Annotated in this window: 12 protein-coding genes; 6 read left to right on the forward strand and 6 right to left on the reverse strand. The window is 68.5% G+C overall.

What is annotated here, in order from left to right:
• Window positions 1–6: 6 nt before the first annotated feature.
• Window positions 7–825 carry a phosphate ABC transporter ATP-binding protein PstB gene (gene pstB / locus H149_RS0103545; RefSeq protein WP_154654620.1) on the forward strand — a complete coding sequence of 273 codons (819 nt, stop codon included), beginning with the start codon at window positions 7–9 and terminating at the stop codon, window positions 823–825.
• 196 nt (window positions 826–1,021) lie between these two features.
• Here pstB and H149_RS0103550 read toward each other — a convergent pair whose 3' ends face one another.
• From H149_RS0103550 to phoB, 3 genes are all read right to left on the reverse strand, one after another.
• Window positions 1,022–2,248 (reverse strand): GGDEF domain-containing protein, encoded by a 1,227-nt coding sequence (locus H149_RS0103550; protein ID WP_154654621.1) that lies wholly within the window; start codon window positions 2,246–2,248, stop codon window positions 1,022–1,024.
• 106 nt (window positions 2,249–2,354) lie between these two features.
• The gene (gene phoR / locus H149_RS0103555) at window positions 2,355–3,713 is read right to left on the reverse strand and encodes a phosphate regulon sensor histidine kinase PhoR (RefSeq protein ID WP_020648361.1); all 1,359 of its coding nucleotides are present in this window, start codon (window positions 3,711–3,713) and stop codon (window positions 2,355–2,357) included.
• Between the two features lie 82 nt (window positions 3,714–3,795).
• Window positions 3,796–4,488: a phosphate regulon transcriptional regulator PhoB gene (gene phoB / locus H149_RS0103560; protein ID WP_039747977.1), complete on the reverse strand. Its 693-nt coding sequence runs from the start codon at window positions 4,486–4,488 to the stop codon at window positions 3,796–3,798.
• Between the two features lie 245 nt (window positions 4,489–4,733).
• Here phoB and H149_RS0103565 point away from each other — a divergent pair, with 245 nt between their 5' ends.
• The 4 genes from H149_RS0103565 to H149_RS0103580 all read left to right on the forward strand — a co-directional run bounded on the left by H149_RS0103565 (window position 4,734) and on the right by H149_RS0103580 (window position 7,596).
• A complete protein-coding gene (locus H149_RS0103565; RefSeq protein WP_020648363.1) occupies window positions 4,734–5,327 on the forward strand; it encodes a peroxiredoxin in 594 nt (197 codons plus the stop codon).
• A gap of 103 nt (window positions 5,328–5,430) precedes the next feature.
• The gene (gene trxB / locus H149_RS0103570) at window positions 5,431–6,387 is read left to right on the forward strand and encodes a thioredoxin-disulfide reductase (RefSeq protein ID WP_020648364.1); all 957 of its coding nucleotides are present in this window, start codon (window positions 5,431–5,433) and stop codon (window positions 6,385–6,387) included.
• Between the two features lie 115 nt (window positions 6,388–6,502).
• Window positions 6,503–7,129, forward strand: a complete 627-nt coding sequence (locus H149_RS0103575) for a glutathione S-transferase family protein (RefSeq protein WP_020648365.1) — start codon at window positions 6,503–6,505, stop codon at window positions 7,127–7,129.
• Window positions 7,130–7,131: 2 nt separating this feature from the next.
• Complete coding sequence (locus H149_RS0103580; protein ID WP_039747853.1) at window positions 7,132–7,596, forward strand: C40 family peptidase; 465 nt, start codon at window positions 7,132–7,134, stop codon at window positions 7,594–7,596.
• 153 nt (window positions 7,597–7,749) lie between these two features.
• Here the strand turns inward: H149_RS0103580 and H149_RS0103585 are convergent, their stop codons facing one another.
• On the reverse strand, window positions 7,750–8,685 hold the full coding sequence (locus H149_RS0103585; RefSeq protein WP_020648367.1) for a hypothetical protein: 936 nt from the start codon (window positions 8,683–8,685) through the stop codon (window positions 7,750–7,752).
• Window positions 8,686–8,768: 83 nt separating this feature from the next.
• Window positions 8,769–10,415, reverse strand: coding sequence for a L,D-transpeptidase family protein (locus H149_RS0103590; RefSeq protein WP_020648368.1), 1,647 nt, complete (start codon window positions 10,413–10,415; stop codon window positions 8,769–8,771).
• Between the two features lie 214 nt (window positions 10,416–10,629).
• Between H149_RS0103590 and H149_RS19560 the strand changes: the two genes are divergently transcribed.
• Complete coding sequence (locus tag H149_RS19560; RefSeq protein WP_051101783.1) at window positions 10,630–11,361, forward strand: murein L,D-transpeptidase catalytic domain family protein; 732 nt, start codon at window positions 10,630–10,632, stop codon at window positions 11,359–11,361.
• Between the two features lie 30 nt (window positions 11,362–11,391).
• Here the strand turns inward: H149_RS19560 and htpG are convergent, their stop codons facing one another.
• Window positions 11,392–13,257, reverse strand: coding sequence for a molecular chaperone HtpG (gene htpG, locus H149_RS0103600; protein WP_020648370.1), 1,866 nt, complete (start codon window positions 13,255–13,257; stop codon window positions 11,392–11,394).
• Window positions 13,258–13,316: the final 59 nt, after the last annotated feature.

Below are 13,316 nucleotides of genomic sequence, written 5' to 3' on the forward strand. Positions count from 1 at the left end.
GCCAACATGCAAACCCGTCCCAACGTCGAACTGACGAAAACCGTGCTCACCGAACCGATTGCCGAGGCCCTGCGGGAAAAGGTCACGATCCGCAACCTCAACTTCTACTACGGCGACTACCAGGCGCTGAAGGGCATTTCGCTGCCGCTGTACGACCGCAAGGTCACCGCCTTCATCGGGCCGTCGGGCTGCGGCAAGTCGACGCTGCTGCGCATCCTCAACCGCATGTACGACCTCTACCCCGGCCAGCGCGCCGAGGGCGAGGTGCTGCTCGACGGCGAGAACATCGTCGATCCGAAGACCGACCTGAACCTGCTGCGCGCACGCATCGGCATGGTGTTCCAGAAGCCGACGCCGTTTCCGATGTCGATCTACGACAACATCGCCTTCGGCATCCGCCTCTACGAGAAGGTGCCGAAATCGGAAATGAACGACCGCGTCGAGGACGCGCTCAAGCGCACGGCGCTGTGGGATGAGGTCAAGGACAAGCTGCACGCCTCGGGCCTCGGCCTGTCGGGCGGCCAGCAGCAGCGCCTCTGCATCGCCCGCTCGGTGGCGGTGCGCCCGCAGGTGCTGCTGCTCGACGAGCCGACCTCGGCGCTCGACCCGATCTCGACCGCCAAGATCGAGGAGCTGATCTACCAGCTCAAGGTCGACTACACGATCGCGATCGTCACCCACAACATGCAGCAGGCCGCGCGCGCCGCCGACTTCTCGGCGTTCATGTACCTCGGCGAGCTGATCGAGTTCGGCACCACCGACCAGGTTTTCACCAAGCCGCGCGAATCGCGCACCGAGGACTACATCACCGGCCGTTTCGGCTGATCGCCACGCCGCGGCAACGCGGCGCATCGCGCGACGATTCACAAGCAGAGGCACGCATCGCGTGCCTCTTTTTTTGTGCCGGAGGACCTGCGCTGCAAGACGCGTCCGCTGCCAGACGCGGGCGCGCGGCGCCGCAAGACCGGGCCGCATTCGAGGCGGCGCCGTCAGAAAACGCCGGCGGCACGGACTTTCCGGCTCAATCGAACAGCAGCGCCTCGCCGTCGCGGCGCGGCGCCGGGCACGCCGGCGGCACTGTCGCGCCCAGCGCCTGCAGGTCACGAACCAGCGCCACCCCGTTGCGGCCACCGGCCTTGGCGCGGTACAGCGCCACGTCGGCGAGCGCGACCAGCATGTCCAGCGTCATGTCCGGCTCGAGCACGGCGACGCCGATGCTGAGCGTCGGACTGGCGCCGTCGATCACGCCGCGCATCGCCTCCGAGAAACGCTGGCATAGCCGCGCGGCGACGCGCTCGGCCTGGGCGGCGTCGATGTCCTCGAGCAGCATCGCGAACTCGTCGCCGCCGTAGCGGCCGAGCAGATCGCGGCCGCGCAGCTGCACGGCGGCGATCTGCGCGAAGCGGCACAGCGCCGCGTCGCCGGCGGCGTGGCCGCCGCGATCGTTGATGAGCTTGAAGTGATCGAGGTCGACCAGCGCCATCACCAGCGGCCGTCCGGCCTGGCGCGCGGCGCGGACCCGGATCTCGGCCTGCTCGCGGAAACCCTCGCGATTGAGTGCACCGGTCATCGCGTCGGTACGCGCGGCGCGTGCCAGCGAGCGCTGCGTGCGCTCCATCGACATCATCATCAGGCTCATGTTCCAGCCGGCGTACGCCGGAACCAGCAGGAACAGCAGGAACGCGTGCAGGGCGTTGTGGCCCATGTAGTCGTCGCCGGCGCCGTAACGCAGCACGACGACGGCGCGCGCGAGGTTGACGAGCGTGCACAGCGCCATCAGGAACGCGCAGATCCAGGCGGCGATCGAACCGTCGCGGCGGGCGATGCGCACCGCCGCGGCGGCGGCGGCGGCCTCGAAGCCGGCGAGCGCGCAACCGACGATGACGATGCGCGCCGCCAGGTCGGCGCTGAGCGGCGACGGAATCGCCAGCACGGCGAACAGCGCCAGCACCGGCAGCGCCGCGGCGCGGATCGGCAGCGGCCGCCGATCGTAGGCCAGCAGGCCGAACCAGGCGACGGCGACCGCGGCAACCGCCACCGTATTGGCGACGGCGATCGACCAGATCGCCGGCACATGGCCGCGCAGGCCGATCAGCAGCGTGCCGAGCGCAGCGCCGAGATTGGCCAGCGCCCACCAGCCGACGCCGTGGCTTTGCGGCCGCCGCAGATAGAACACGAGCTCGGCGACGCCCAGCACGACGCAGATCGCGAACATTTCCAGATACAGCGTGCGGGCGTCGAGCAGCATGACCATTCCGGCATTCTCGGCCGCTCCGGTGGCCCTGGCTACGGCGTCCTGCGACCGGCGCGATCGGGCGGATCAACGGCGCCCCGCGACGCCGGCGCCGACCGCCTCAGTCCGGATCGGCGCCGCGCTCGGCCGCCGCCAGCGCCACACTGGCAGCGTCCTGCACGCGGTGCTGCGGGAAACGACAGATGAACGTCGAGCCGACGCCGACCTCGCTCTCGATCTCGAGCTTGGCGTCGAAGGCCTCGAGCGCATGCTTGACGATCGACAGGCCCAGGCCGGTGCCGCCGGAGGCGCGCGAGCGGCCGACATCGACGCGGTAGAAGCGCTCGGTCAGCCGCGGGATGTCCTCCGGCGCCACGCCGATGCCGGTATCGGCCACGGCGAAGCGCGCGCCTTCGCCGGCGCGCTCCCAGCTGACGCGGATCGCGCCGCCGGCCGGCGTGTAGCGGACGGCGTTGGTCAGCAGGTTGATGATGATGCTGTAGAACTCGGTTTCGCCGCCGAGCAGCAGCAGGTCCGGCTCGACCATCTGCTCGAAACGATGCTGGCCCTTCGATACCGCTTTGGCCTCCTCGACCGCGCGCATCACCAGCATCGGCGCCTGCAGCAGCTCGTCGCGCATGTGCGCGCGGTCGGCCTCGAGCCGGGCCAGCTTGAGCATGTCGTTGATGAGCGCTTCCATGCGCAAGGCCTGGTTGCGCATCTCGAGCACCGGCGTGCGCCAGCCGGCCAGCGGCCCGGCGCCCTGCGCGTCCATTTCCATCAGGTCGAGATAGCCGCGCAGCACGGTCAGCGGCGTGCGCAGCTCGTGCGAAGCGTTGGCGACGAAATCACGGCGCGCCGCTTCCAGCTGCCGGCGCTCCGAGATGTCGCGGACGATCAGCAGCTTCTGCTCGTTGCCATACGGGATGATGCGCAGCGACAGCATGCGGTTGCGGTTGATCGGCGACGGCGCCTCGGTTTCCAGCTCGAAATCGCCGGCTTCGAAGAATTCCGTGAAGCTCGGGTGGCGGATCAGGTTCGGAATGCGGATGCCGAGATCCTGCGGCGCGCGCAGGCCGAGCAGCTGGTGGGCCGCGGTGTTGAACCAGGAAATCTCGCCGCGATCGGCGAGCACCACGGCACCGTCCGGCAGCGCCGCCGTCGACGCCTGGAACTCGGCCAGCATCAGCGCGAGCTTCTTCTTGCGCTTGCGGTTCTTGCGCTGCAAATCGATCAGCAGATCGAACACCTCGCCCCAGATGCCGCTGGCGTCCGGAAGGAAGTGCCGCTTCGGGGCATGCAGCCAGGCGCGCAGGCGGATCAGCTGGCGCAGCTGCAACAGGATGAAGCCCAGTACGGCGGCCAGCGCACCGAGCGCGGGATAGCCGAAGATCGCGCCGACGCCGGCGCCGATCAGGGCGATGACGGCGAGCTTGCCGATGCCGCGCCACCACAGTTCGGCGTACGGAAAGTCGTCCACCGCGCCGTTGCGCGGCGCCGATTCCGGCTGCGACGCACTCGCGGCCGGCCGTGTTGTCACCGGCCCTGTCATCGTCGCGTGGTCAGACCTTTTCGGAGAAACGGTACCCGGAGCCCCGTACCGTCTGGATCATCTCATCATAGCCGAACGGCTCGAGTGCCTTGCGCAGACGGCGGATATGCACGTCGACCGTGCGCTCCTCGACATAGACGTTCTGACCCCAGACGCGATCGAGGACCTGCTCGCGCGTGTAGACCCGCTCGGGATGGCTGATAAAGAAATGCAGCAGCCGGTACTCGGTCGGCCCCAGTCGCACCGGCTGGCCCTTGGCGGTGACGCGCTGGCTGGCGGCGTCGACCTCCAGGCCGTTGATCGCCAGACGCTCCTCCTCGCCGCCCGGCATCGCGCGCCGCAGCACCGCCTGGATGCGGGCGATCAGCTCCGGATACGAGAACGGCTTGGAGACGTAGTCGTCGCAGCCGATATTGAGGCCGCGCACCTTGTCCTCTTCCTCGACGCGCGCCGTCACCATGATGACGGGGATGTCGCGCGTCATCGCCTGACTCTTCAGCTCGCGCGTCAGCTCGACACCGGACATGCCCGGCATCATCCAGTCCATCAGGATCAGGTCCGGGCGCTCGTCGGCGATGCGCAGGCGCGCTTCCTGCGCGCCCGAAGCCTCGACCACCCGGAAGTCGGCACGGCCGAGCGCGAAACGCAGCATCTCGCGGATCGGTGCTTCGTCATCGACCACCAGAATGAGTTTTCCCTGCATCGACATGCTTTCCATTTAATGACAACGCCAGCATATGAACAATGGGTGACGTTTCGATGACAGGCCTCCGCAAACAATGCGATAGCGCGATGAAGCATTGAGCACCGCTATGCGGCGAATATGAATAAATGCTTTGACCTATCGGAAGACGCTGCTTAGCATGCGTCGGCCGCGCTGTTGCCGCCCGTCCCTGCCGGCCGCCACAGGGCGTTTCTCCACATCTGCTGCCTGAGGAATTCCCCCGTATGACGCTCGTCAACCGCCCCGCCCCCGATTTCAAGGCCAATGCCGTGATGGCCGACGGCAGCTTCCAGCAGATCAAGCTGTCCGACTACAAGGGCCAGTACGTCCTGCTGTTCTTCTACCCGCTCGACTTCACCTTCGTGTGCCCGTCCGAAATCATCGCCCATGACCATCGCGTGAAGGAATTCGAGGCGCGCGGCGTGCAGGTGATCGGCGTGTCGATCGACAGCCAGTTCTCGCACTTCGCCTGGCGCAGCACGCCGATCGAGAAGGGCGGCATCGGCCCGGTCCGCTTCCCGCTGGTCGCCGACGTCAACCACGAGATCACCCGCGCCTACGGCGTCGAGCACCAGGACAGCGTCGCCTTCCGCGCCACCTTCCTGATCGACAAGGCCGGCGTCGTGCAGAGCGCCACCGTCAACAACCTGCCGCTGGGCCGCAACGTCGACGAGGCCCTGCGCCTGATCGACGCGCTGCAGTTCACCGAGGCGCACGGCGAAGTCTGTCCGGCCGGCTGGAAGAAGGGCGAGGCCGGCATGAAGGCGACCGCCGAAGGCGTCGCCGACTACCTGGCCAAGCACGGCACCCAGCTCTGAGCGGCCGCAGGCGTCCGCAAGCGGCGGCTCTGGAAATCCGGGCCGCCGCCCCCATCTGCGGATGCACCCGCGATCCATCGCAGCCCCGAACCCGAGACGCACCATGAGCACGCAGCACCACCGCCTGATCATCCTCGGCTCCGGCCCCGCCGGTTACACGGCCGCCGTCTACGCGGCGCGCGCCAACCTCAAGCCGGCGCTGATCACCGGCCTGGAAGTCGGCGGCCAGCTGATGACGACGACCGAAGTCGACAACTGGCCGGGCGACGTCGAAGGCCTGATGGGACCGGATCTGATGGCCCGCATGCAGAAGCATGCCGAGCGCTTCGAGACGACCTTCGTCTACGACCACATTCACGCGGTCGATCTCTCGCGCCGTCCGTTCACGCTCAAGGGCGACCAGGGCGAGTACAGCTGCGACGCGCTGATCGTCACCACCGGCGCCAGCGCCAAGTATCTGGGCCTGCCGAGCGAGCAGTCGTTCCGCGGCAAGGGCGTGTCCGCCTGCGCGACCTGCGATGGCTTCTTCTACAAGGGTCAGGAAGTGGCGGTGATCGGCGGCGGCAACACCGCCGTCGAGGAAGCGCTGTACCTCGCCAACATCGCCAGCAAGGTCACCATCGTGCACCGCCGCGACAAGTTCAAGGGCGAGAAGATCCTGCACGACAAGCTGTTCAGGAAGCAGGCCGAAGGCAAGGTCGAGATCATCTGGGATTCGACGCTCGAGGAAGTGCTCGGCGACGACTCCGGCGTCACCGGCATGCGCGTCCGTAACCTCAAGGACGGCACGACCCGGGACGTTGCCCTCAAGGGCGTGTTCATCGCCATCGGCCACTCGCCGAACACGGCGATCTTCGAAGGCCAGCTGAAGATGAACGGCGGTTACATCCAGGTGCACTCCGGCACCAACGGCGACGCCACCGCGACCAGCGTGCCGGGCGTGTTCGCCGCCGGCGACGTGATGGATCACGTCTACCGTCAAGCGATCACCTCGGCCGGCACCGGCTGCCAGGCCGCACTCGATGCCGAGCGCTATCTGGACAAGCTCGCCGCCGGCTGAACACCGCCGACGCTGCGCAAGCGACGCCCCGGATCCTTGATCCGGGGCGTTTTGCTTTGCGCGCGCCCAAGACCGGCGGCGATAATGCGCAGGTCCGTATCATGACTGCGCGCCGATGAGCGAAACCGACAACAAGATGCGGCTGTATCGCAACCTGGCCTCGCCGTACACACGCCGCGTGCGCGCCGTGATCGAGGAGCTGGGGCTCGGCGAGCAGATCGAGGAAATCGACGTCGATCCGTACAACCCGCCGGCGGAATTCCTCAAGATCAACCCGCTGTCGAAGGTGCCGGTGCTGATCACCGAGCAGGGCGAGGCGCTGCCCGACTCGAACCTGATCATGAGCTATCTGTTTACGCGCGGGCACGGGCTCGCCGCGCTGCCGAGCGGCGCTCGCCGCTGGGGCGCGCTGCGCCGCCAGTACCTGGCCGAGGGCATCATCGATGCGGCCGTGGCTTCGACCAACGAGAAACGGCGCCCCGAAGGCATCATCTACCAGGTCTTCCTCGACCGTCAGATCGTGGCGATGCGCCGCGCGATCGATCAGCTCGACGCCGAAGCCGCCGAACTCAGTCCGGAGACGCCGACCACGGTCGAGATCACCGTCGGCTGCGCGCTCGGCTACCTGGATTTCCGCATGCCCTACATCGAGTGGCGCAAGAACCACGACGCCCTCGCCGCCTGGTACGCGCAGTTCAGCGAGCGCCCGTCGATGCAGAAGACGGCGCCGCAGGCAGCGTGACGATGCGCCGGTCCGCCTGGCGTGGCGCGGCGCTGGCGCTGCTGCTGACGCTCGCCGCCTGCGGCGGCGGCGTGCGCCCGGATCCGGCCAATGACGGCACGCGGCGCGCGATCGTGCTCGAAGCGCTCGGCCAGATCGGCCGGCCGTATCGCTACGGCGGCACGACCCCGGCCGGTTACGACTGCAGCGGTCTGGTGCAGTACGTCTACGCGCAGGTCGGCGTGAAAGTGCCGCGCACGACGCGCGAACAGCACGCCGCCGGTCGCCGGATCGACCTCGACGACGCGGTGCCCGGCGATCTGCTGTTCTACAGCTTCAGCGGTCGCGGCATCGACCACGTCGCGATCTATCTCGGCGACGACGAGGCAGTGCATGCGCCGGCGAGCGGCCGCTCGGTGATCGTCGCCGGCGTGCACCTCGCGTACTGGCAGAAGCACTTCGTCGACGCGGTGCGCGTGCTGCCCTGAGCGGCGACGCGCCCGCCGCGTTGCGCTCGAATCGACGCGTCGTCGCCCGCCGGCACCAGGCCTCGCGCAACGAAAACGGCCGGACCTGCTGCTGCAGGTCCGGCCGTTCCGGCGCAAGCCGGCCGGCGCCACTCAGAGTGGCGCCGCGCGCGTTCAGGACTTCATCCACGCCGCGCGCAGCTTGCGGCCGCAGACCGCGGAATCGACGTAGGCGCTGGTCGACAGCTTCTGGCGCGCGACGATGCCATAGGTGCTCTTGTCGGCGGAGATCCACGGATAGAAGCCCATCAGGCCCGGGCTGCTGAACGCGCCATCGCCGTTCTGCGGATCGTCCTCGACCCAGTGGTTGATGCTGTAGTGCCAGGCCCACGGCGCCGGGCTGTACGCGGCGTTCGCGCACTTGGTGCAGACCGGCTCGTAGCCGAGGAAGTCATGCATGCGCAGCTGTCCCGACAGGATCTTGCGCAGGAACGCACCGTAACCTGCCGGCGTGCCCTGCATGCCGCCAGCCGGCGACGGACTCGAGTAGGAAAGATCGACGTCGCGGCCGATGTAGCCCATGACCTCTTCGGTCATGCGCTGCGCCGTGTAGCCGCCGAGCCCGAGAACCTGCGCGAGCTTCTGGTCGTGGCCGGCGTTGTACGAAAACTTGCCGACGTCGGCGGCGACGCGCATGCCGTTCTCGCGCTTGTTGAGGCAGTCGTCGGCGGTCTTGCTGAGCATGCAGAACAGCGGGTTGAGCTTGGTGTAGCCGGCACGCATCTCCAGATACGAGAGCTGCTCAGCGCTCGGCTTGTTGTTGCGGCCGATCTTCTCGAGCACGTAGGCGCCCCAGACGAACTTCGATGCCGAAGCGATCTTCATTTCGCTGCTCGCCGAATACTCGGTGCCGACCGCGCCGCTGGCGAGCACGCCCTTGGCGTCGCCGATCTCCCAGTAGAAGTCGCCGAGCTTCTTGCAGTCGGCGTCGCCCTGCGCTGCGGCGGTGACGGCCTTGGCGCGGTCGGCGACCGACGCCGCCCGTGCCGGCAGACTGGCGCTGGCGAGGACGGCGGCGAGCAGGCAAACGAGACGTAGACGCGGATTCATCGGAACTCCTTGCAGGACCGGTTTGGCGCAACGGTAACGAAGCCCATGTCAGAAATCTGTCAGTGCGTACCGACAGCCCTGCCTCAGAGCGCGCGATCGAGCGCGGCGATCAGCGCCGGATCGCGATCGTACACGTCGGGCCTGAACGCTAGCCGTCCGTCGGCATCGACCTCAACCGTCCAGTAGGCGATCAGGATCGGCACCGGCTTGGGCAGGGAGACGTTCTGGGTCTGTTCGCTGGCCAGCAGCGCGTCGATCGCCGCGCGGTTCCAGCGCAGCGGATCATCGAACAGCAGCTCGACGAGCTCCAGTGCGCGTTCGACGCGGATGCAGCCGGAGCTGAAGGCGCGTTGCCGCGCGTCGAACAGCGCCTGATGCGGCGTGTCGTGCAGATAGACGGCGTACGGATTCGGAAACCGGATCGCGACGCGGCCGAGCGAGTTGTCGGCGCCGGCGTCCTGGCGCAGCGTGACGTTGCCGGGCCGGCTCCAGTCGATCGACGCCGGATCGAGCTCGCGGCCGCTGGCATCGAGCACGCGCAGGCGGTTGCGCTGCAGATAGCGGGGATCCTTGCGCAGCTTCGGCAGCACGTCCTCGCGCAGGATCGTCGGCGGCACCGTCCAGGTGGGATTGAAGGTGATGATGTTGATCGCCGATTCGAAGATCGGCGTGCTGCGGTAGGGCTTGCCGACCTGCACGCGCGAGCGCCACACGGCCTCGCCGTGGCGGTACAGCGCGATGCCATAGCCGGCGACGTCGACCAGTACGAAATCGCCGTCGGCGCGATGCAGCAGCCAGCGGCCGCGTTCCAGGTTGGCGCGCAGCTGCGCGATGCGTGCCGCCAGCGGCACGTTCAGCACCCGCAGCGTGGCGCGGCCGACGACGCCGTCGGCGTCGAGATACTGCGCCGCCTGATAGCGCTCCACTGCTGCCTGCAGCTCGCTGTCGTACCGCAGGTTCTGCGCGTCGGCGGTCAGCGTCGCGCCGTCGAGCGCGAGGCGCTGGCGCAGCACCGGCACGCGCGCATCCTCGGCGCCGGGCTTGAGCGACGGACCGGCCGCGATCGCCGGCCAGCCGCCGGCCGCTTCGAGCGCGCGCAGCCGCGCCAGTGCCGCGCGCAGGCGCGCATAGATCGGATGCGCCGGCCGCGCTGCCGCGAACAGGCCGGCGAAATCGCCGCTGTCGACGGCCGCGGCGAACGCGCGCAGGCCGGCCTGCGGATCGATCGCGCGCGGCACGAAGTTCCAGTGCGTATCGAGCGTACCGGGCTCGACCTTGCCGCGATACAGATGCAGCAGCGCCAGCATCGCGCCGTGCGTCACGCGCCAGTCGTCGTCGGCCAGCGTCTGGCCCGACGCCGCCGTCGCTGGACGGTCGACTTCGGCGAGCTGGTAGTCCGCCGGATCGAGACCGTCATCGGCCAGTCCGCGCAGTGCCGCCGCCAGCGCCGCACGCCGCTGCGGATCGGTCCATGCCGGCCGGCCGCCGCGCGCGTCGTAGAACAGCCCGATCGCCTCGTCGAAGCCGAGCGGCGGCGTGGCGCTGCCGGGCACCGCCGCCAGCTGCGCCTCGGCGCGCGTGCGCAGCGGCGCCGCGCGCGCCGCCAGCCGCTGCTGCGCGTCGGCGAGCACGGCGGCGTCCGCCGCCGCGGCGCGCGCGGGCGGTCCCGGCAGCGCGCAGACAAAGAAGAAAACGATGGTGACGGCCAGAGCGCGTGCGCGTCCGTGCATGTGCGGTCCTCGTGAGGGGCCGTCACGGTAGCGTCCCGGCCGGGCCCGGTCCATTTGGCGAATCCGCCGCCAGCCGGTACCATGCAGGCGCACCCGGCGGTCCGGCATCTTCGCATCGGACGCGATGGCCGCCCCGGATGCCCGTCCTGTTTCCCCCATGGTTGCGGTCGCGCCCCGGGCGCCAGCCGCACCGCCAGACACGGTGTTTTGAAAAATGCAGTCTTTCCGATCGGCCGTAGCGTCCGCATGCGCTGCCCTGTTGCTTCCGTTCTGCGCACACGCCGCGGACGTCTCCTCGCTCTACACCGACCTGCGCCGCGCCGCGCCCGACGCGCAGCCGCAGGCCCTGCAGGCGGCACTCGACGCGCTGAACTGCGCACAGTCCGCCGACGAGATCGCCGACGCCCGCCGCCTGGCGCTGATCGACTACTCGCTGCCGTCGACGCAGCCGCGCCTGTGGGTCTTCGACCTCGGCGAGCGCCGGCTGCTGTTCCGCGAACTCGTCGCGCACGGCCGCAACTCCGGCGAACGCTACGCCGAGCGCTTCTCGAACCGCGACGGCAGCCTGCAGTCGAGCCTCGGCCTGTTCCGCACCCTGAACAGCTATCAGGGCGGCAACGGCTATTCGCTGCGTCTGGCCGGGCTCGAACCGGGCGTCAACGATCTGGCCCTGCAGCGCGCGCTGGTCATCCACGGCGCTCCGTACGTCGACGCCGCGCTCGGCGCCAAGCAGGGCCGCATCGGCCGCAGCTGGGGCTGCCCGGCGGTGCGCGCCGGCATCGCCCGGCCGCTGATCGACGCGATGAAGAACGGCCAGCTGCTGTTCTCGTACTACCCGGATTCGCACTGGCTGGCGTCGTCGCGCTTCCTGCACTGCGCGACGGTCACCGAGCGCCGCGAGACGCGCACGCCGAGCTTCATCCGCACCGCCGCCGCCGCGCCCTGAACGCTGCGGGCGCAGCAGCGGCGCAGTCTTTCAGCCGACGATGATGCGGCCGGCGTCGCCGCCGGTGCCGCCAAGCAGCAGCTTGTTCAGGCGGCGCACGAAGCCGGCCGGATCGTCGAGCTGGCCGCCTTCGGCGAGCACCGCCTGACCGAACAGCAGCTCGCCGAGATCGGCGAACGTCGCCTCGTCGGCGGTCGCCTTCAGCTTCTCGACCAGCGGATGGGTCGGATTGAGCTCGAGGATCGGCCGCGACGCCGGCGCCTGCTCGCCGGCGCGCTTGAGCATTTCCTCGAGCCGGCGCGACAGCGCGTACTCGCCGGCCACCAGACACGACGGCGACTCGGTCAGGCGCGACGACAGCCGCACCGACTCGACGCGCTCGCCGAGCGTCTTCTGCAGGCGTTCGAGCACGTCCTTGTACTCGCCTTCGAGGCGCGCCTTCTCCGGCGTTTCGATCTTGCTTTCGAGATCCTTGGACGCCCGCGACACCGACTCCAGCTTCTTGCCGCCGAACTCGCTCAGGTGTCCGACCAGCCACTCGTCGATGCGGTCGACGAGCAGCAGCACCTCGAAATTGCGGGCACGAAAACCTTCGAGATGCGGCGAGCTGCGCGCCGCCGACAGCGTGTCGGCGGTCAGGTAGTAAATGCCGTCCTGCCCGGCCGGCATGCGCGCCACATAGGCGTCGAGCGAAACCTCCGGCTGGTCCGGCGCGGCGGTCGAATGGAAGCGGCACAGCCGGGCGATGCGCTCGCGGTTGGCGGCATCCTCGACAATGCCCTCCTTCAGCACCACGCCGAACGCCGCCCAGAATTTCGCGTAGTCGTCCGGCTTGTTGGCGGCCATGTCGTCGAGCAGATCGAGCACGCGCTTGACCAGCGCGCCGCGAATCTTCTCGACCGTGCGGTTGCCCTGCAGAATCTCGCGCGAGACGTTCAGCGGCAGATCCGGCGTATCGACCACGCCGCGCACGAAGCGCAGGTACGGCGGCAGCAGCTCGGCCGCCTTGTCCATGATGAAGACGCGTTTGACGTAGAGCTGCACGCCGCGCGACTGCTCGCGATCCCAGAGATCGAACGGCGCATGCGCCGGAATGTAGAGCAGCGAGGTGTACTCGATCGTGCCTTCGACCTTGTGATGCGCCCAGGCCAGCGGCGCCTGGTAGTCGTGCGCGATCTGCTCGTAGAACTTCGCGTAGTCCTCGTCCTTGAGCTCGGACTTCGGCCGCGTCCAGAACGCACGCGCCTGATTCAGCGTTTCGAGCTCGCCCTTGTCGTTCTTGAGCTTGATCGGCAGGCCGATGTGGTCCGAGTAGCGGCGCACGATCGTCGCCAGCCGCATCGGCTCCAGAAATTCCTTGTCGTCCTCGCGCAGGTGCAGGATCACTTCGGTGCCGCGATCGAGCTTGAACGAAGGCTCGACGAAAAACTCGCCCTGCCCGTCCGATTCCCAGCGCACCGCGTCGGCGTCGCTGCGCTTGCTCAGCACCGTCACCTTGTCGGCGACGATGTAGGCGGAGTAGAAACCGACGCCGAACTGGCCGATCAGCTGCGAGTCCTTCTTCTGGTCGCCGGACAGCGACTCGATGAACTTGCGCGTGCCCGAGCGCGCGATCGTGCCGAGGTTCTCGATCACTTCGTCACGCGACATGCCGACGCCGTTGTCGCGGATCGTCAGCGTGCCCGCCGCCGGATCGGGAATCAGCTCGACCGCGAGCTCGTCGCCGCCGAGCAGCTCGGGCCTGGCGATCGCCTCGAAGCGCAGCTTGTCGCAGGCATCGGAGGCATTCGAGATCAGCTCGCGCAGGAAGATTTCCTTGTTCGAGTACAGCGAATGGATCATCAGGTGCAGCAGATGCCGCACTTCCGCCTGGAATTCACGCTTTTCGGCTGCCATTGACGCAGGACTCCTTGTGCAAACATTGGAGGCGGCGTTTTAGGGCCGGCGCCCGGCGA

This window comes from Solimonas variicoloris DSM 15731 (genome assembly GCF_000382285.1).
GTDB lineage: Bacteria > Pseudomonadota > Gammaproteobacteria > Nevskiales > Nevskiaceae > Solimonas > Solimonas variicoloris.